Annotated in this window: 17 protein-coding genes; 10 read left to right on the top strand and 7 right to left on the bottom strand. The window is 48.0% G+C overall.

Annotated elements, in window-relative coordinates:
• Positions 1-95: 95 nt before the first annotated feature.
• The 4 genes from FMS18_RS11030 to FMS18_RS11045 are packed head-to-tail and all read left to right on the top strand — an operon-like array spanning position 96 to position 6,435.
• Positions 96-755 (top strand): class I SAM-dependent methyltransferase, encoded by a 660-nt coding sequence (locus tag FMS18_RS11030; RefSeq protein WP_163294455.1) that lies wholly within the window; start codon positions 96-98, stop codon positions 753-755.
• A 12-nt stretch (positions 756-767) separates the two neighbouring features.
• Positions 768-1,835, top strand: a complete 1,068-nt coding sequence (locus FMS18_RS11035; RefSeq protein ID WP_163294457.1) for a radical SAM protein — start codon at positions 768-770, stop codon at positions 1,833-1,835.
• A 15-nt stretch (positions 1,836-1,850) separates the two neighbouring features.
• Positions 1,851-3,791 (top strand): sugar nucleotide-binding protein, encoded by a 1,941-nt coding sequence (locus FMS18_RS11040; protein ID WP_163294459.1) that lies wholly within the window; start codon positions 1,851-1,853, stop codon positions 3,789-3,791.
• Between the two features lie 34 nt (positions 3,792-3,825).
• The gene (locus FMS18_RS11045; protein WP_163294461.1) at positions 3,826-6,435 is read left to right on the top strand and encodes a radical SAM/SPASM domain-containing protein; all 2,610 of its coding nucleotides are present in this window, start codon (positions 3,826-3,828) and stop codon (positions 6,433-6,435) included.
• A gap of 67 nt (positions 6,436-6,502) precedes the next feature.
• On the opposite strand, the gene FMS18_RS11050 is transcribed toward FMS18_RS11045, so the two are convergent.
• The 3 genes from FMS18_RS11050 to FMS18_RS11060 form a co-directional block, all read right to left on the bottom strand.
• Entirely contained in the window at positions 6,503-6,649 is a 147-nt protein-coding gene (locus tag FMS18_RS11050) for a hypothetical protein (protein ID WP_163294463.1), read from the bottom strand.
• Entirely contained in the window at positions 6,646-6,900 is a 255-nt protein-coding gene (locus FMS18_RS11055) for a hypothetical protein (protein ID WP_163294465.1), read from the bottom strand. The genes FMS18_RS11050 and FMS18_RS11055 overlap by 4 nt, the downstream gene beginning before the upstream one ends.
• An 81-nt stretch (positions 6,901-6,981) precedes the next feature.
• Positions 6,982-7,884: a LysR family transcriptional regulator gene (locus tag FMS18_RS11060; protein WP_163294467.1), complete on the bottom strand. Its 903-nt coding sequence runs from the start codon at positions 7,882-7,884 to the stop codon at positions 6,982-6,984.
• A 109-nt stretch (positions 7,885-7,993) separates the two neighbouring features.
• Between FMS18_RS11060 and FMS18_RS11065 the strand changes: the two genes are divergently transcribed.
• The gene (locus tag FMS18_RS11065; protein WP_163294469.1) at positions 7,994-8,986 is read left to right on the top strand and encodes an aldo/keto reductase; all 993 of its coding nucleotides are present in this window, start codon (positions 7,994-7,996) and stop codon (positions 8,984-8,986) included.
• A 53-nt stretch (positions 8,987-9,039) separates the two neighbouring features.
• Here FMS18_RS11065 and FMS18_RS21060 read toward each other — a convergent pair whose 3' ends face one another.
• Positions 9,040-9,516, bottom strand: a complete 477-nt coding sequence (locus FMS18_RS21060) for a putative phage abortive infection protein (RefSeq protein WP_163294471.1) — start codon at positions 9,514-9,516, stop codon at positions 9,040-9,042.
• Between the two features lie 162 nt (positions 9,517-9,678).
• Between FMS18_RS21060 and FMS18_RS11075 the strand changes: the two genes are divergently transcribed.
• Positions 9,679-10,194 carry an ImmA/IrrE family metallo-endopeptidase gene (locus FMS18_RS11075; protein WP_163294473.1) on the top strand — a complete coding sequence of 172 codons (516 nt, stop codon included), beginning with the start codon at positions 9,679-9,681 and terminating at the stop codon, positions 10,192-10,194.
• A gap of 68 nt (positions 10,195-10,262) precedes the next feature.
• On the opposite strand, the gene FMS18_RS11080 is transcribed toward FMS18_RS11075, so the two are convergent.
• From FMS18_RS11080 to FMS18_RS11090, 3 genes are all read right to left on the bottom strand, one after another.
• Positions 10,263-10,625, bottom strand: a complete 363-nt coding sequence (locus tag FMS18_RS11080; RefSeq protein ID WP_163294475.1) for a cupin domain-containing protein — start codon at positions 10,623-10,625, stop codon at positions 10,263-10,265.
• 110 nt (positions 10,626-10,735) lie between these two features.
• Complete coding sequence (locus FMS18_RS11085) at positions 10,736-13,975, bottom strand: efflux RND transporter permease subunit (RefSeq protein ID WP_163294477.1); 3,240 nt, start codon at positions 13,973-13,975, stop codon at positions 10,736-10,738.
• Positions 13,975-15,132, bottom strand: a complete 1,158-nt coding sequence (locus FMS18_RS11090; RefSeq protein WP_163294479.1) for an efflux RND transporter periplasmic adaptor subunit — start codon at positions 15,130-15,132, stop codon at positions 13,975-13,977. Before FMS18_RS11090 ends, FMS18_RS11085 begins: the two co-directional genes overlap by 1 nt.
• Before the next feature lie 232 nt (positions 15,133-15,364).
• Between FMS18_RS11090 and FMS18_RS11095 the strand changes: the two genes are divergently transcribed.
• The 4 genes from FMS18_RS11095 to fabG all read left to right on the top strand — a co-directional run bounded on the left by FMS18_RS11095 (position 15,365) and on the right by fabG (position 20,262).
• The gene (locus FMS18_RS11095) at positions 15,365-17,665 is read left to right on the top strand and encodes a PAS domain S-box protein (protein WP_163294481.1); all 2,301 of its coding nucleotides are present in this window, start codon (positions 15,365-15,367) and stop codon (positions 17,663-17,665) included.
• Positions 17,666-17,729: 64 nt separating this feature from the next.
• On the top strand, positions 17,730-19,217 hold the full coding sequence (locus tag FMS18_RS11100) for a diguanylate cyclase (protein ID WP_163294483.1): 1,488 nt from the start codon (positions 17,730-17,732) through the stop codon (positions 19,215-19,217).
• 74 nt (positions 19,218-19,291) lie between these two features.
• Positions 19,292-19,465 carry a hypothetical protein gene (locus FMS18_RS20470; protein WP_203544609.1) on the top strand — a complete coding sequence of 58 codons (174 nt, stop codon included), beginning with the start codon at positions 19,292-19,294 and terminating at the stop codon, positions 19,463-19,465.
• Between the two features lie 74 nt (positions 19,466-19,539).
• The gene (gene fabG / locus FMS18_RS11105; RefSeq protein ID WP_163294485.1) at positions 19,540-20,262 is read left to right on the top strand and encodes a 3-oxoacyl-ACP reductase FabG; all 723 of its coding nucleotides are present in this window, start codon (positions 19,540-19,542) and stop codon (positions 20,260-20,262) included.
• Positions 20,263-20,340 lie beyond the last annotated feature (78 nt).

A 20,340-nucleotide genomic window follows, 5' to 3' on the forward strand; every position in this document is an offset into this window, starting at 1 on the left:
TTTTTATATACAGCGGCAAAACCCTATTAAAAAATTCTCTGGCCTCCGGAAGCAAAATTTTACACCCCAAAAGCGCGCAGCGCAGCATACAACTTATGGCAAATCTACTAAAACTAATCACTCCGCTACACACATCCACCAAACGCGAATACCTGCCGCGCATGGTGGATGATAAAGTAGAGTGCATGCTCAAGGCCAAGGAATACGAATTCGACTACTGGGACGGAGACCGTCGCTACGGATACGGAGGCTACCGTTACCTTGCAGGCTACTGGACCCCGGTGGCTGAGAAACTGATCGAGACCTACGGACTGCATAAGGGTGCACGCATTCTAGATGTGGGCTGCGGCAAAGCATTCCTGCTCTATGAATTGCATAAACTGGGCATGGAAGTGCACGGCTTTGATATTTCCCACCACGGGCTTGAAGGAGCAAAAGACGAAATCCGCGACAAACTGTTCAGACACAAGGCCGAAGAACCGTTTCCATACGCTGACAAGGAGTTCGATCTGGTTATTTCCGTCAATTCCCTGCACAATCTGCCCGTCTTCAATTTCAAAAAAGCCCTGGTCGAAATGGAAAGGGTGGGTCGAAATAAATATCTTTGTGTTGAAAGCTTCCGCAATGAACAGGAATTGTTTAATCTCCAATGCTGGGCCCTAACCTGTGAATCTTTTTTCAGTAAAAAAGAGTGGGAATGGCTTTTCACGGAATTCAATTATTCCGGTGACTATGAATTCATCTACTTTGAATAAACGGGGAACATAATGCAGTTCTACACCAATCTGAAAATTTTCCATTACCAGCACAAACTTGATTCACTGCCCCCGGAATCGGAACGCACTGAAGCACCGATCCACATTCGCATCAAGCCCACCAATGCGTGCAACCACAGCTGCTCTTACTGCGCCTACCGCAACCCGGCCCTGCAATTGGGGCAAGACATGTCCATTGCCGACCGCATCCCTGCAAGCAAGATGAAAGAAATTGTTGCCGACTGTATTGATATGGGCGTCAAAGCTGTAACTTTCAGCGGCGGCGGGGAACCGCTCTGCTACCCACAGTTGGCAACCACCGCCATCAATCTAGCTGAAGGCGGGGTCAGCATCGCCACCCTGACCAACGGCGGCTTGCTGGACGGTGAAGTTGCAGATGTGTTTTCTTCCTTGGGCACTTGGATCAGAATTTCCATGGACGGCTGGGACGGTCCCAGTTATTCACGCTTCCGCTCAGTTGCTGACTATGAATTCTCCAAAATCATGACCAACATAAAAAATTTCAAGAAGCTGAACGGTAAATGCTTTCTGGGCGTCAGCTACCTCATCAACCGAGATAATGCCGAGCACGTCTTTGAAATGGCCCAAAAACTTAAAGATTCTGGAGTTGACAGCATAAAATTTTCCGGCTGTGTGGTCAGCAATGACGGTCACGAAAACAACCGCTATCACGCGCCTGTCTTTGGAAAAATCAAAGAACAGACCCAGCGAGCAAAAGAAGAACTACAATCAGAGGGATTCGAAGTTTTTGATGCCTATCACGAACTGGACGAAAAATTCGACAAGAACTACCAGTGGTGTCCATACCAACAAATTCTGCCCATTATCGGAGCGGACCAGCGAGTCTATACCTGTCAGGACAAAGCCTATAACCTTGATTGCGGAGTACTCGGTTCCATCAAGGATATACGCTTCAAGGACTTCTGGTATAACAACCGGGATAAATTCTTCAAGATCAACCCGTCCAAGCATTGTAATCATCACTGCATTTCCAACGGTAAGAACATGCTCATCCACGATTACCTGAACGCCAACCCCGACCACCTGCCTTTTGTTTAAAGAAAAGGGGACAGCATGAAAATTCTGGTAATCGGGGACGGTGCACTTGGAAATTCAATTGCCCGACATACCCAAAAATCCGAGCATGAACTATTTCAAACTTCGCGCAAGAACAAACAACTCATTCATTTTGACTTAAAAAATGAACAAGAGTTCACTTTTTTACCAAAAACAGACTGGGCGGTTATAGCTGCCGGGATTTCAGGATATAAAGAATGCGCAGAAAGCCCTGAGTCCCGTATAGTTAACGTTGAGCAAACCCTTAAACTTTGCCGCAATCTTCTGGAACGGGGCGCGAAAATACTTTTTCCCTCCAGCACTGCTGTTTTTGATGGCAAAACTACTTTTCCCACACCTGAAACGCCCACCAGCCCGTCCACAGAATATGGCCGCCAGAAAAATGAAGTTGAAAATTTCCTGCTAAAATATCCCGAACAGACAGCTATAGTACGACTGACAAAGCTTCTGGAACGTGACACTCCACTCATTTCCAGTTGGCTGAACGATCTTGCAACAGGGAAAACCATCACACCGTTTAATGACCGAAGTATCGCCCCGGTCCTGTTTGAAGATGCAGCCCTAGCCTGCTGCCGAATAATGGAATACGGAAACGGTGGAGTCTTCCATTGTTCCGGGCCGCAAGAAATCAGCTATCTTGAATTTGCCCACATGGTTTGTAAGCGATCCGGCTTTGACAGCAATCTGATCAAGCCTGCCAGCTGCAACGATTTTTTAGATTACTGCCCGGTTCATTGCGGGCTTGAAACCAGCGCAACAGAAAAATTGATCCAGTTCAAATTTCCCGCCCCTGAGCAGGTTATCGCAAAGCTGCTGCAACCCCGCTGCCTGCTTTGCGGAAGCAGCAAGCTGTATAGCTTTGAGCAATTCAAAGGATTCCCCGGCATAACTTCAGATTGCAAACCATGGGACCGCAGCGGTGAATTCATGCTCTGCAAAGAGTGCGGGCTGGCTCAGAAAAAACTTTCCGCAAAGTGGTTCGCAGACATCAACGAAATATACTCCGGCTATGAAATGTATCCCTTGAGTGCGGGCAGCGAGCCGCTTATTTTTGATAATAACGGGACGGGCACTCCCCGTAGTGGAGTCCTGCTGGACAAGCTCATCGCTGCGCTTTCCCTACCTGAAAAAGGGCAAATGCTTGATGTGGGTTGCGGCAACGGAAGCCTATTGCAACAATTTCATCTACGCCGTCCCAAATGGAAACTCAGCGGACATGAGCAGTCCGCACAAAGGGAAGAGATCCTGCACCTGCCCGGAGTAGAAGCCTTTTACTCTGGAGCACTGGATAAGATTGACCGCAAGTTCGACCTGATCACCATGACTTATGTAATTGAACATCTTACTAATCCGGTTAGCGTACTCAAGCAACTGATTGGCTTGTTGCGGGAAGACGGACAGCTCATGATCCACACTTCATCTTTTGAAAACAATCCCTTTGATCTCATGGTCTGTGATCATTGCTCTCACTTCACCCCCGGTACTCTCGAATTTCTGGCAACACAGGCCGGACTGAAGATTACCGGAAGAACCGACCAGTGGCTGGCTAAAGAAATCGGCTTTACTGCCCGCAAGGGATTAACTCATCAGCCCCCGATCCGGGTTGAAAATAATCTGCAAAGTATGAACAATTCTCTAGGCTGGCTAAATCAACTGCGCCGCAAGGCAAAACAACTCTGCGCAAAACAAAAAGTTGGAATCTTCGGTACAGCCGTAGCCGGCACTTGGCTGGCTGCATCCCTTGATGAGGCTTCCTTTTTTGTTGATGAAGATTCGAGCAAACAAGGACAAACCCATATGGACCTGCCCATAATCACACCAGACAATATTCCACAGGGTGCAGCAGTAATCATGGGCTTCAACAAAGAACTGGGCACACGCATTGTCCGGCGGTTGAATAATTGCTATCCCCATATAAATTTTATTATTCCGGACTGATAAAGATACCGACAACCCGCACACGGAGACATAGATGAGCACTGACATACTTCTGGATCAGGCAGCCAAACATCTGGCTGATAAAGACTACATCGAAGCAGAAATAGCGCTTAAAAGGGTGCTCAAAAATGAAAGCCAAAATACGCTAGCGATTAAACTGATTGCAGAGCTGGCTCTAAAATGCGACCGCCCCGAAATCGCAGTTAACTACTTTGAAAAATATATGGATATCGCCGAGCCTGATCTCGACACATCATTACAAATTGCTGAACTTTTCGATCAGCAAGAGAGGCATCATCAGGCAGGGGAATTGATCACCCATGCCCTTCAGCTCGCCCCCAATGATGAAAAGATCAAAAAAAAATACCTGCAACACGCTTACAACGCTGCCGACATGGAAGCTTTTCCCTGTGAAGAATTTGTGGACAACAGCGTTCAACGGACTAGAGACCAAATTTTCTTCCACTCCATCATCGTAGTTTTTGGTGAAGAATTCACCGACTTATTCGCTAACTATATCCTACCTACTCAGCTCGGCCCCGGAAATATCGAAGCTCTCAATGCTGAAACACGCTCTTTATACATAATTTACACGACTCCACAGGATAGCAAGGTCATTAAAAACTCCCCCGCCTTTGCTGAACTTAACAAAATAATGGATGTACGGATCTATTGTGTTGATCTTGATGTCATCGAAAACACAGGAAAGTACCACTATATGGTGCAAGGCCACAAACACGCCATCCACAAAGCCCATTGGGAAGGAGCGCGGGTCATATTCCTTGCCCCTGACGGTGTTTTTTCTTCTTCCACCTTCCGCAATCTGTACCAACGCACAAAAGAAGGCTACAAGGCCATCATGATCGGAACGATGCGGGTGGTTAAAGAAGATTTCCTGCCTCTGATGAAGGAACGTTTCTTTGCGGAAGATACAATTGAAGCTCCTATCAAAGCCCGGGATCTTATAAATCTGGTCATTAAGAATCTACATCCCGACACCCGTAATGCCATCATGGGAGCTGAAAAAACCAACGGCTGGCCCTCTCAGCTGCTTTGGGAAATTCCGGGCGAAGGAATTCTGTCTCGAAATTTCCATCTGCACCCGCTCATGGTTCACCCGGAAGAACTAAGCGTATTTCACGGAACTGTTGATGACGATTGCGTGCGCAATATCTGCAAAAACATCGAAGAGGTATATATCACCCGCGATTCTGATGAAATGACCGGATTTGACCTCAGCCGGAAAAAGGTACGGACCATCGAACTCAATGACCCCTTCAATATCGGCTATACCGCCGCTTGGGCGAAAGACCATGCGGATGAATTCCATTGGCAATATTTTGAGCACGAAATCCGCTTTCACAATGGAAAATCAGGTCCATTATGGGAAAATTTTTCACTCGAAGCTGCTGAACTGGTAACGGAAATTAAAAATGCAGGTAACAATGAAGATGAACATTTTTTCCCCGAAGTTCTGGCTGATTACGACCTGCACTTTCCGCCGCTGACCATTGATTCCGTCTGCTTCCAGCCCACATCGAAATGTAATCTCAGCTGCGTCTACTGTCCCCAACACTGGAATGAAGATAAGGGCAGTGAAATGGATGACAAACTACTGCGCCGCATTCTGGATTACATCAAAGAAAATGATGTGATCCAATCCACCATTGGATTTTACGGGGAAACATTGATCAGCAAGAACTGGCTCCGGATATGCGAGGAATTACTCAACGAGGAAGTAAGCCTAAATATCTGCTCAAATTTCAATATGAAGTTAAGCACTGAGGACTGCCGGGTACTGAGCAGGTTCCAGCATCTGCAACTTAGCATTGACTCCTCGGACAGTGAAATGTTGAAAGCAATCCGCCCCCCGGCAAATCTTGCGAGAATGCTGCACAACATGCACAAAATCCGTGCAACAGCCATTGCCGATGACCGACCGGCCCCCATTTTCCAATGGGCCTGCACCCTCTCTGACCGGATTGCCTCACAACTGCCGGACTTGGTTGCACTTGCATCATCCAACAATGTCCCCCAAATAAGTTGCAACGAACTGGTTTATTTTGATGACCGCCAACTTCCGTTAAACAGTATCTTCAACCTCAAAGGTAACGAATTTCGCACGGCTATTGAACAAATTAACAAAGCCCGCAAATTGGCTGAAAAACATGATATAAGAATGAGTGTCCTTCCCGCATGGGACGATATGGTCCAGAGCAGGCTTGCTGAAGACCGGGCTATGGAAGAATTCGGTGTAGAACTCAATATAGCAGCAACCCCGGTCAGACTCTGTGAAAAAATGAATAATATTCAGGGAGAAGGCCGCATGTATCAACAAAAAAAAGCCGTTCCCGGCCCCGGTGAGACACGGGCCTGCTTGTTTCCATGGAACTCAGCTTACGTAATGCCCAACGGTGATTTACATTCCTGCTGCATCCGAGGGCAGGTCATGGGTCGAGTAGACGATGAAACATCAATCAGAAAAGCCATGCACAGCGCGGACTATACAGACCTGCGCAAACAACTTATCACCGGAAACATCACTGATCCGGCCTGCCTTAACTGCCACATCACCTACATTATTCCGGTCCGGGAGCTTAAACGCAGGGTAGCGAACATGATCCGCTCCAGCATGGGAAAATAAAACCAAAAAAGACCTGTTCTCAACGAAGAACAGGTCTTTAAGTTAATAAGTACATTAGGCCCGAAAGCTACTTGCGGCCTTTGCCACTTCCCCCTGCGCTACGCACAAGGACGGGGCTGCCGTGGCGGTGACAATGTTTACGCTTAGCAATGAGAGGCAGGAACAGAAGTGTGCCGATAGCTCCGAAGAGCGCGAGTCTGGCTAATGTGGTCATGCTGTTTCCTTCGCAGCTTCTTTGGTTTCTTTGGAAACAAGGGAGCTGCCTTTTTCACGGGCCTGTTCAGCCAGAGATTTCACATCTTCCCTAATGGTTTCGTATTGCTTAACAGTCCAATCCTTGGCCTTCAGTCCGGCTTTAACAGTACAGACTGCGACAGGACGAACTTTTTCTGATTTAACGGCATAACTGGCCAGAACCCCGGCAGTGGCTCCAGCTGCAAAAATGGCTATTCTTCCCAGAGACATAAAAACCTCCTTTGGCTTACATTTGAGTTCAGATTATCTCTCCTGAAAGAACTGCGCAAAGCCTGAATCCAAATATCACTCTCAATTTTTATGAATCTCATTTGTCCCACTTTCACGCACAGCATTAATAAAATTACAGACTGCTGGAAAACCATCCTTGGGCATGTAAATTAAATGTAATTCAATGGACGGAAAATCCCCGGTCAAACTTTTAAAAACTACCCCCTGCGGCCTTCGGTTGGCCATACTTTCCGGGACAATCCCAACTCCCATACCGGCGGCAACAAGAGAAACAGTCGCACTTTTACGGGCAGCTTCCTGCACCACATCAGGCACAAACCCTGCCTCAGCAAAAACCCTCATCCACTCATCATATAGCCGAGGCTGCTCTGCGCGGGGGAAAAATATAAGCGGCTCTCCGGACAAATCAGAAACATCCACGCTTTCCATTTCAGATAAATGATGCCCCGTCGGCAGGACCAGAGCATATGATTCACGATGAAATAATTCACACTCTAGATCTGAAACATCATGCCGAAACAGCCGGACTACCCCAGCGTCAATCTCGCCATCACGCACAGCCTTGAGCTGGTCGTTGGTAAACATTTCCCGCAGATTTAAACGAACAGCAGGATAACTGGCCTTGTACTCTCGAATAATTTCTGCCAGCGAAGTCTCAAGTGCCGGACCGATATACCCAAGAGACAACTGACCACCCTGCCCGGAAGCGGCATCCAACAGCTTAGCCTCGGCCCGTTCAATTGAACGCAGGATGGCCCGCGCATCGCGCAACAATGATTTTCCGGCTGCGGTCAGGAAAACTGAACGCTTATTGCGCTGAAAGAGCTTCACTCCAAGCTCATCCTCAAATTTCATTATCTGCTGGCTAAGCGGCGGTTGTGAGATATGAAGCCGTTTAGCAGCTCGTCCGAAATGCAACTCTTCAGCCACAGCCAGAAAATATTTCAGTTGTCGTGTCTCCATGAGTAATATCTAACAGATATTACTCTAATCAAAAAGATATATTCGACATATTTATCACCCGCCAATATTTATACGCTCATCCACCAACACAAAATAACCGGAGATAACTATGTCTGGAAAAATCATCTTAAAAAAACTGGGCAACAGCGACATCAAGATTTCATCTATCGGTCTCGGCTGCATGGGTTTGAGTGAATTTTACGGAGAACCAGCATCAGAAAAGCAAGGCTGCAAACTTATCCACCATGCTCTTGATCAAGGTGTTAATTTCTTTGATACCGCAGACATGTACGGCGGGGGACATAACGAAAAACTGCTGGCAAAAGCCATAAATGGACGCCGGGAAGAAGCGGTAATCGCCACAAAATTCGGCATTGTACGCGAAGATGGCGAATATGCCCGGGCGATCAGCGGCAAACCTGAGTATGTGCGCAAGGCCTGCCACGAAAGTTTGCGCCGTCTGAAAACTGATTACATCGATCTCTATTATATCCACCGCGTTGATATGAATACGCCTATTGAAGAGACCATCGGAGAAATGTCTAGGCTTGTGGAGGAAGGTAAAATCAGGTCCATCGGCATATCGGAAGCTTCCGCAGAAACCCTAAGCCGCGCGCACGCGGTGCACCCGCTTTCCGCCCTGCAATCAGAATATTCCATGCTTACCCGTGACCCGGAAGAAGAAATACTGGGACTGACCCGCGAACTTGGAATCAGCTTTGTGCCTTACAGCCCCATCTGCCGGGGATTGCTCAGCAACTGGACCCCGTCAGAAGACAAAACCGATTTCAGGAACATACTGCCCCGTTTTCAGGGAGAAGCATATAACAGCAACAAATCAATCGCCGAAACCCTCAACCGCATCGCCGAGAACAAAGGCTGCACACTGGCTCAGCTTTCACTGGCCTGGGTTTGCGCACAGGGAGAGAACATCATTCCCATTCCCGGAACCACAAAAATCAAAAATCTTGATTCCAACATCGGTGCAGCGCAGATAGATTTAGATAAAGACGATCTTGCTGCTATTGAAAAGATCCTCGCGGCTAACAAAGTGCAAGGAAACCGCTATACTGATGAAGGTATGAAGGGTGTGAATGTGTAAAGAAAAGGCCCTAGCTTGGGCCTCTCTTTTGAACAACAAACAATTTCATTAAACTATGAAGAGTACGGACTCCTTCTCTCACCAAAAGCAGATAAATTATACTGCCCAGCTTTGCAGTCATCAAAGATAAAATTATAATCCATTGAATGGAAAAAAGATGTTTTCTGTATCAATTGCTGAAATTTTGTTTCGACTGCCCCCTCAAGATAATCATTACCGGATAAGGCGTGATAGTACAGTACACCATACTCATAACTTGTTAGCTGTGCCCTTAATATTGCCACGTAATCATTGGGACTCGAACACGGACAGCGACTTACATATTTTAAAATTTGATATAGATGTTTAAAATACACATGAAATTCATAATTTGTATAACTATCAAAAACTTTATGAATACTTTCATATAGAAATTGTTCGCTTCCTTTTTCAACTGCTATCTCACCAGAATCCTCTCGTAAAAAATCAAACTCAAGCCCAAACTCCTTGGCAAAATTTTCTGTAAAAAATTCATTATTAGACCGAGTCACATTGAATTATTCAAACACATGTAGTCAAGGACAATTATTTAGCAACAACAAAAGACACTCTTAAACATAAAATTGTTGCTTTTTTAACAGGGTTGTTTATTCTATGTGATAGAGAAAGATGTAAAAATTCTTTCAAAAAACCAAATAGAATGGAGATAAAAAATGCACTCTTGCACACCTCCACAGCCTACGGAAAAACCAAAGGTTGAAATAGAAAATATAGCTTTAAAAATTAGAAATGAATTCTTTCAATCTGATATGCCAACATCAAAAAAGTTGGCCAAAATGATAGAAAGACTGAATGGAAAAGTCTTATTTTTAGAAAATACGACACGAACAGAATCAATTGAAGCTGAAAATGGAAAATTCACTATTTTCCTTCCTCATGGAACTTCAGTTGTCAGAGATAATTTCACTATTGCCCACGAATTAGGACACTACTTTCTACACCTAAAAGATCGAGTTACTGGAACCTGCGAAACAATATCCTGCAACAGAGGTGGCAGTGATCGTCTTGAGTGGGAAGCCAATTGGTTCGCAGCAGAACTTTTAATGCCTAAACAGGAATTTGGGCAGAAAGCAAAAGAATTGCAATATAACCATGAAGATCTTGCTGACTACTTTGGGGTATCAAGTGCCGCGGCAAGAGTTCGGCTAAAATCATTAAATCTCATATAAACAAAAAAACTCTTGGCGAATCGCCAAGAGTTTTTTTGTTTAAACTAGTCTAAAACCTGTATCACATACTACAGCTTAATCAAAGTCAGCAGCATCTTGAACCGTTCCCGCGCCTCAAGGCCGTGGGGAATATTTGCGGGCATGACGATTGATTCACCTGCCGCCACGTTGAAGACTTCGCTGCCGATAGTCACTTCGGCGACTCCGTCCAGCACCTGCACCATGGCATCGCCCGGTGCGCTGTGGGTGCTGATTCCTTCCCCGGCATCAAAAGCAAACAGGGTTAGAGAAATCTGCTTGACCTGTGAAAGGGTTCTGCTGACCACCTGCCCTTCCTGGTAAACCACCAGCTCAGTCAGGTTCAGCACCTTGTTATGGTCAATATTCTTTATGGTTACGTCCTTAAGATTCTTGAGTTCTAAGTCAGCCATATCAACCTCCATATAAAAGGTCGGGTTTGGGTTCTGGTTGAATTTATCAACCGCTACGGCTTATATTTCACACAAAGAAAGTAGGATTTATATGATGTAAGTCAACATACCTATTTTTCTTTCTCAAATACATAATACCCCACCGGAATTACAAGCAGTGTAAACAGGGTTGATGCAAACAACCCGAAGATTAACGCCCATGCCAGCCCCGAAAAGATCGGGTCAAGAGTGATAGGCCATGCACCCAAGGCGGTGGTTGCCGCAGTAAGAACAATAGGCCTCAGCCGCACGGAACCGGACTTGATGATGGCATCCTTTAATTTCATCCCCTCGGCAACGGACTGGCGGATAAAGTCTATGAGTACCAAAGAGTTGCGGATGACAATCCCGCCCAATGCGATCATGCCAATCATGCCTGTAGCGGTAAAGAAGACCGGATCGACAAAAGCCTCGCCAACAAAACCCTGTACAGTCCCGGCACTAACAACATTAAGCAGCCAGAATCCGGGCATGATGCCCAGCAGGGTTAACGGGATGGCGCACATTATCAAAAGCGGCATACCGAATGAACCGGTTTCCACAATGAGCAGAATGTAAATGCCCAGCAGGGCCGCGCCGAATGCAAGGCCGAGGTCACGGAAAACATCAAGGGTGATCTGCCATTCGCCCTCCCCGGCCCAATCGGACCAGATAAACGGAGGCAACGGGTCTTTATCAAGCTTGCCCTGCATGTCGATAATAGCTTCACCCGGTGCACGCCCGGCCATTTCCGCAAACAAGTAAACTACACGCTTAAGATTTTTATGATAAACAGGCTGTTCCCGGCTGATTTCAACCAGAGTCCCCAGCTCTGCCAGCGGGACTGATTTGCCCTCGGCAGTGCGCACCTTGAGCTGCTCAAGCGAGGACACATCAGCCCGGCGCAAGAGCGGCAGAATGAGCCGCACGGGAAGAGGATTGCGCTCGCCATATTCATGGACAGTTGCCGGAACCATGCCCGAAAGAGCCATTTGCAAAGTACCCACCACGTCACGGGCACTGACTCCATGCAGAGCCGCTTTCTCCTTATCGAGTACAAAATCGACCATGGTCTGATCCGCCTCAGTGGATGTGTCGATATCCACCACTCCGGGTTCCTCTTCCATGATCCCTGCAATCTGCTGCGCCCCTTCAATAAGGGCGGAGTAAGGGCGGTCCTCAGCACCGTAGACTTCAGTTGTGATAGTGGAAATGACCGGAGGTCCGGGCGGGGATTCCACAATCTTAATATTCGCGTTGTTGCGCTGGGCAACCTGTTCCAGCTCATTACGCAAACGGAGCACAATGGCGTGGCTCTGCTCTTCACGTTGGGATTTGTCCGCAAGATTGACCCGAATGTCGGCCATATGCCCACCCTCGCGCCAATAATAATGCCGGACCAGCCCATTAAAATCCATGGGAGACGGTTCGCCCGCATAAGTCACATAATTGGTTACTTCGGGTACGGTTTTAAGAACCTGCTCCAGTTCGCGGACCACCCGGTCAGTCTGCTCAAGGGGAGTCCCTTCATCCATATCGATGACAATCTGGAATTCATTCTTGTTGTCAAAAGGCAGCATTTTTAGCGGCACCATCCTCAATCCGGCAAGAGCCATGGAAAAGATCAGCCCGACCACGATCACTCCCACCAACATCCAGCGGCGTGCGCGGGATTCCAGAAAAGGGGTAATGATCCGGGTATACATGGTTTCAATACGTCCCGGACCGGAAATGGTTGTTACAGCTTTCGGTTTCAAATCCTTCAGCAAACGGAAAGCCAGCCATGGAACAATAGTCAGGGCGCAGATCGTGGAAAAAATAACAGTCAGCGGCACGTTTGCGGCCATGGGAGCCATGTACGGTCCCATCATCCCGGTGATAAAGAAGAGAGGCACAAACGAAACAATAATCGCCAGCGTAGACATAATAACCGGAGGGAGCACCTCGGAAACAGCATCAAGAGTAGCCTCGGACGGCTTCTTCTTTTTCATAAGGATGTGCCGCTGGATATTGTCCACATTGGTGATGGGATCATCCACCACCAAGCCGAGGGAAAGAATGAGCGCAAAAAGGGTAACCCGGTTGATAGTGTAGCCGAGCAGGTAGTTGACAAACAGAGCCAGCGAAAAACTGATCGGTACGGCAAGGGCGACCACCGCAGCCTCGCGCCAGCCAAGAGTCAAAGCCAGCAGGATAACCACCGTAACCACGGCAAATCCCAATGAACTGAGCAGCTCGTCAACCTTTGCATCGGCAGTTTTGCCGTAATCGCGGGTAACCTGCACCTCAATTCCGGCAGGTAGAATAGCCTGCTTTAACTGCTCCATACGTTCAAGCACGGACTCGGCAACCTTAACCGCGTTAGTTCCTTTTTTCTTGGAAAATGCAATGGTCACTGCCGGGCGGGAAGCCTGTTCCGAGTCCTGTCCTGCATTTGTCAAATACATACGCGAAAAGCCGATGCGAGAATAAGAATCAGCTTCCTGCGGACCATCGATAACTTCAGCCACATCGCGCAAGTAGACCGGACGGGAATTGAATACTCCCACCACCAGATTACGCACATCGGCAGCATCTTCCAAAAAGGAATTTGCAGCTACGGTCACTTCACGATTGCCGGAAAGGACTGACCCAGCAACAGCAGACTGGTCAGCACCTTCAAGTGCTCCAGCTATTTCCAGCGGGGAGATATTGAATCCAGCCATACGTTCGGGCAGCAACTCCACCCGGACCTCGCGGGAACGTCCGGAAACAAGAGAAACACGGGAAAGATCTTCAACTTCAGCCAGCCGGGAAGCAAATTCTTCAGCCACTCTACGCAATTCAAAATCGGAAATATTCTCGCGCCCGGCGGCAGGATTCATGGACGGATAGAGAGTCAGAGCCACGATGGGAACATCATCAATTTCAACAGGCTTGATAACCCAGCTGGAAACGATCCCCGGCGCAATATCATTATTTTTGGTAATGGCATTATGCAGCTTAATCAGAGATTCTTCACGGTCCTCTCCCACAAAAAAACGGACCGTAACCATGGAGGAATCGCGCCGGGAAATGGAATAAACATACTCCACGCCGTCAATCTGCCAGAGGATACGCTCAAGCGGAGTGGTGATCAGCTTTTCCACCTCTTCCACCCCGGCACCGGGAGCCTGAACGATGATATCAGCCATGGGCACCACAATCTGCGGCTCCTCTTCACGCGGAGTCAGCTGCACAGCAGCCACGCCAAGCAAAAGTGCGCCAATGACCAGTACCACGGTCAATTTAGAATGCAGAAAAAAACGGACAGCCGACGCAATCAACCCTTGGGCTTTTTCGGGCGAAGACATTACTGCTGCCCTCCGGCTACGGGCAGATCATAACCAACAATTTCGTTACCGCTCAGTCCAGAAAGAATCTCCACTTTGCTGCCAGAACTTGCACCGCTTCGCACATATACAGGTTCCCAAACCTCACCGCTTTGTACCAGCACGGTCTCAAGCTGACCTACTCGGGACACGGCCTTTGACGGAATAAGTACAACCTCTCTCTTTCCCACCGGAATAAGCAGACGCCCGAACATGCCGGGATATAATCCGGGCAGGGGATCTAGTCCGGCCTTGACCAGAAAGGTACGGGTCAGAGGATCGGCAGAAGGAACAACTTCCTCCACAACCGCTTCGGCCCGCTCACCAAGAGCCTGAATATCTACCGCAAGCTTCTGACCGATACGCACCTGACCGATAACGCCTTCACGCACAAGGGCTTCCAGACGCAAAGCCCCTCCGGTCTGGATCAACATGAGCGGTTTGCCGGGAAAAGCAAGATCCCCCGGTTCGACCATGCGTTTCGCAACCTCGCCGTCAGCCGGAGCTGCTATGGTTGTATACCCAAGCCCGATACCGGCAGCCTCCACGCCTCTGCGGGCCTGCCGGACCCCGGCGGAAGCAGCGTCCAAACCGTCTTCGGCCTGTGCCAATCCGGCCTTGGCTTTGAGGTAGGCGGCCTCCACCCGGTCAATTTCATCACGGGTGGCGACCTTATCGGCAAAAAGCTTCTTCATCCGCTTCCATGTAGCTGTTGCCGTATCGGATTCGGCTTTAGCTGCGTTGATGGCTTCGCGGGCCTGACGCTCGGCAGCCTCCGCAGATTTAAGCCCCTGCCGGGCACTCTCCAGCCGAGTCTTAAATTCACGGCTGTCCAGTACAATGAGCTTATCTCCTTTGCGGACCTTCTGCCCGGAGCGGACCAGAACCCTGAGAACCTTTCCGGTAACCTGTGATTCAATGGAAGCTTCGGTCTCAGGACGCACGGTTCCCACTGCTTCATAAACAACCGGGACAATTCCGAATTCAGCAACAGCGGTTCCGGCCGGAACGTCCACACTTCGCGTTGAGACAATACGCCCCCTTTCGATCATCCCTGACTCGAAAGAGCCTGTCATCCAAAGAACCAGAAACATTATGGCTGCGCCAAGCATAGCAACCAGAACACATTTTTTAGTCATAACCAACTCCGGTAAAACAATATGATCTGCATGAAATAAGAATTATTTAAACATTTATACAACCGTTAAGCGACTGTTTCAATTACAAACATTTCTAAAGCACCTAAAAAAAGAAATCATTAAGACTCGTCTACGTAAAAAAACACAACCAGTTCACAATATATTAATTTTTCTGTATTGTGCCTATGCTTTTAATCAGTTTAAAACAAAAGAATATATTTTCGGAGAATAGATGAACGCCAAAAAAATGCCAAAGGATGCTAACCGTTACAGGTTAATCTTTGATTTTTCTCCGCTGGCAATGATCCACTTTGACAAAACCGGAACTATTCTAGACTGCAACCAAAAATTTATTGAACTAATGGGGGCAGATAAAGAAAAACTTATCGGGTTTAATACGGTACGCCAGAGCAACCCCAAAATGAGTGCTGCTTTAAAAAAAGCAATCCAAGGTGAGAAATCCGAATACGAAGATATTTACACTTCCGTTACGGGCAATAAAACCACATACATCCGCGCTGTGTTCAACCCTGTGAACAAAGGGACTAATCCAACCGAAGTAATTGCCACTCTTGAAGATATTACTGACCGTAAAAAAGTTGAACAAAAACTTGCGGAAAGCGAAAGAAGACACCGCCTTGTCTTTGACCATTCCCCCCTTGGTTTAGTCCGCTGCGACACAAAAGGCCGTGTTATCGACTGCAACCAGAAATTCATAGACCAGATGGGCTCCACACGGGAAAAACTGATTGGTTTCAATGTCGTCCAAAACAGCCCCCGAAAAGTATCTGAAAAATTACGCATGGCCATAAACGGAGAAGCAACGGAGTACGAGGACTATTACACTTCCGTGACCGGAGGCAAAACAACTTTCATCCGGGGAATGTTTAACCCCATTGCTCCGGACAATCCACCAACGGAAGTGATCGGGGTAGCCGAAGACATCAGCGAACGCAAAAAGGTTGAAGAGAAGCTGGCAAAAGCGGAAGCCCGCTTCAAAATAATGGCGGAAAACACCAAGGATCTTATTTACCGATTTTCTGTCCCGAATAGAGTATTCAAATACGTCAGCCCAGCTTGCCTTGAGATGACCGGATATCCGCCGGGAACATTCTATGACAACTCACAATTTTTCTTTGATATGGTCCACCCTGATTCACAAGAATTCATGCACCAGCAATGGTATGACATGGCTTCCGGAAAAATGGCCCCCCTTGTTGAATACCGGATTATCGACCGCTACGGAAAGGTAAAATGGCTGCAACAAAGCAATGTCCCGTTCTACGATGAACAAGGCAATCCGGCTATGGTGGAAGGCATTGTCCGCGATGTTACTGAATTAAAGGATGCTCTTGAACGAGTGGAGCAGGAAAAAGCAAGGGCAGAAGCGGCAAGCAGAACCAAATCAGAATTTCTGGCCAACATGAGCCACGAAATCCGTACCCCCCTGAACGGAATCATGGGAATGCTGCAACTCATGGACACTGACACCCCGGCTGCAAAGCAGGAAGAATACACTAACGCGGCAATGCAGGCTTCTAAACGGCTGAACAACGTTCTTTCCGACATTCTTGATCTGGCCCGGGTAGAAGCGGGGAAGCTTACCCTTTATAATAATGAATTCAAGCCTATTGACGAGATGAAACATGTCTTTGAACTTTTCGAAGTCACTTCTCGCCATTCCGGGGTTAAGCTTGAACTCAAAATACCCCGCAAATTCCCGGAGATTGTCAGCGGAGACCCGGCCCGTTTGCAACAGATTCTGACTAATATTGTAGGTAATGCTTTAAAATTCACCCACGAAGGACACGTCTCAATTGGAGCACAGATGCTGCCCCACAGCACTCCGGGGCACTGCCATCTCCTATTTATTATTGAGGATACCGGAGTAGGAATCGCAGACGACAAAATGAATCTGCTATTCCAATCTTTTACACAGGCCAGCGAAGGTTACACCCGCCAGTATCAGGGGGCAGGTCTGGGATTATCCATATGCAAGAGACTCGCAGAGCTTATGGGCGGAACCATTGCTGTGGACAGTGCCGCAGGGGAAGGGACCACCTTCTACATATCCCTTCCCTTTGCCATACCCGATTGCAAAACCTTGTATCATGAACAACCAGCCACCGAACCCAAAACTACAACCTCATTTGATAACTACCGTATCCTTATAGCTGAAGATGAAAAAGTGAACAGGCTTTATACCAAACAATTCCTTGAACAGCTTGGCTTCACAGTGGAAACGGTTACAGACGGGCAGCAGGTGCTGGATAAATTATTCTATGAGGATTTCAACCTTGTACTCATGGATGTACAGATGCCTGTGATGAACGGTATTGAAGCTACGCAGGCCATCAGACGCGGAGAAGCCGGGGCACACAACAAACGAATCCCGATCATCGCTATCACCGCCTATGCCATGCAGGGAGACCGGAACCGCTTCATTGAAGAAGGCATGAACGACTATATAGCAAAGCCGGTAGTCAAAGAGGAACTTCACAAAACAATCATGAAAACTTTGCAACGGGGTTAACCTGAAGAACTACGCCAGCATAACAGGTTGACGAACAACATCTATAAGTGAAATACATTCTTTTATGGGGATAAATACGGGGAATTTTAAAAATCTGGGAAACTCTTATGAAGAGGGTTCCAATGCCGCCCTGCTCTCGGCGATTGCCCGGAGCGCGGAAGAACTCACATCCGGCAAAGGCTGGCCTGACGGGGTAAACGACCTTCTGGCTGCTCTGGGCCGAGCCACAGGGGTGAGCCGGGTCTGGATCTTCCAGACTATCGCAGTAACTGACACCCACATTACCCAGAACTACACTTTTGAATGGGCAGCCGCCCCTCGTTATAAACAACTGGGTATGCCCATGTTCAGTATGTTTACCAACAAGATCGAGCGCCCGGAATACCGGGAGACCATCCAGAGCAGGTTGCGCGGAGAATGGCAAAAGATTGTCACCAACCAGTTGCAGCCGGGCTGGCTGAGGGACAGTCAGGAAATTCAGAAAATCAAATCCATGCTGACCATTCCGGTCATGGTTGAAAATCAGTGGTGGGGAACCCTCGGTTTTGACGATTGTGAACGGGCCTACGACTGGTCGGACGTGGAAATAGCCCTGCTAAAAACAGCCGGATACCTTATTTCAAACGCAGTACTGCGCGACAGGCTCAGTGCCAAACGCAGGCAGTTCAGCATTCTCAAGCAGCTTACGGACAGCAGCGTCTGGGAATTCGATTTCAAGACCGGACAGATCTGGTGCTCACCGGAACTTCTCCATTCTGTCCCGGTGCCCACTGAGAACATCCGCTTTTCACTACATCAGGCACTGCACATGATTCATCCGGAAGACCGCCGCCCGCTACTCTTCTCAGTCAGAAAATACCTCGAGGGCAACCGCCAAAAAGTATTCCGTTTTGATATGCGGCTTTTCACGGATTGCGGGGACCTGCGCTGGGTGGAATTGATAGGCAATACACGCAGTAACGAGGACGGCAAGCCGGAACAACTGGCCGGAATACTGATCGATATACGAAAACGTAAACGTGAGGAGGAGCGGCTACGCGAGGAAGCAGTCACCGATCCGCTCACCGGGGTTACCAACCGCCGGCTGTTCGAGCACCGTCTACAGGAGTTCATCGATTACTCCATCAACGAAGGAACTATTTTCACTCTACTCTTTTTTGACATCGACCATTTCAAAAAACTCAACGACAGCTACGGACATCAAGCCGGTGACCAGGGCTTGCGACACATAGTGGGAATATGCGAATCCCAGCTGCGCAGAAACGACCTGCTGGCCCGTATTGGAGGAGATGAATTTGCTCTGCTCCTGCCTGCAACGAATCAAGACACAGCCGTTACCATCGGTAAAAGACTTATCCGGGCAGTGGAGTCAACTCCTTTCAAATTCGAAGCAAACACCCACCACATGACCATAAGCATCGGACTGGCCTGCAATGAAGACAGACTTACAACCCCGGCGCAACTGATTGAAATCGCCGATGCCGCCCTTTATGAAGCAAAACAAAACGGACGGAACAGATTAGCGACCCTGACCGGCTGTATAATCCGCTAATCCGAACTGAACGAAATTTGACTTTTTAAAAAATACCGGATTAGTTAGACACAAACAAACACGCTGGAGGAGATATGATCACCAGAATCGGAGCTGCATTGATCATTGCAGTACTTATGATTTCTTCCCTTGGCTGTGCGAAAATCGGCAAAGCCACAGGTCAGGCCGTTAAGGAAGTCAAGGAAATGCCCGGCGAATTCCATGAAGGCTACAAAGAAGGCCGGAGTTCCAAAGAAGACAACATGTAGTTTTAACACATAATTTTGCAGACAAGGGGCTTTTAGCCCCTTTTTGCTTGATACAGAGTTTTTACGGACAAAATATGTCACAAATTGCTTTAATCACCGGAGCCAGCAAAGGCATCGGCGCGGCCATCGCCCTGCAACTTGCCGAAGACGGCTACGATATCTGGCTTAATTACCGTAGCGATGATGCAGGTGCGGAAAAAACAGCAGCAGCCATCCGCGAAATGGACCGAGAATGCACCCTGCTCAAATTCGACGTAACCGATGAGGAAGAGGTAGAGAACGCGCTATCCCCCCTGCTGCAAGCAGAAGTCCCCTACATCGTGGTCAACAATGCCGGGTTTGCACGGGATTCCATCATGATGATGATGTCTTCCGATGACTGGAACAAAGTGCTGCAAGTCCACCTAAGTGGTTTCTTCAATGTGACCAAACCTGTTGTTTCGCGCATGCTGCGCAAAAGGACCGGACGTATCATAAATATAGCCTCCACTTCCGGTGAAACCGGCGTAGCTGGACAGACCAACTATTCCGCTGCCAAAGCCGGACTCATCGGGGCCACCCGCTCGCTGGCTGTGGAAGTTGCCAAACGCAATATTCTGGTCAACGCGGTCACCCCCGGATTCATTGAAACGGATATGGTTGCTGAGCTTCCTGTGGACCAGATCAAACAACAGATTCCACTGAAAAGGCTGGGGACCCCTGAAGAAGTGGCCGGAGTGGTTTCATTTCTTTGCTCAGACAAGGCCGGCTACATCACCGGACAGACTATCGCTGTTAACGGCGGAATTCATACTTAAAGAAAACAACAAAAATAATTTTTCCTTAAAATAAATATGAATTTATTTTAAGAGCGTCATACTTAATTTCACGGAGTT

Origin of the sequence: Desulfovibrio sp. JC022 (genome assembly GCF_010470665.1) — a bacterium.
In the GTDB taxonomy this organism is placed as follows: domain Bacteria; phylum Desulfobacterota; class Desulfovibrionia; order Desulfovibrionales; family Desulfovibrionaceae; genus Maridesulfovibrio.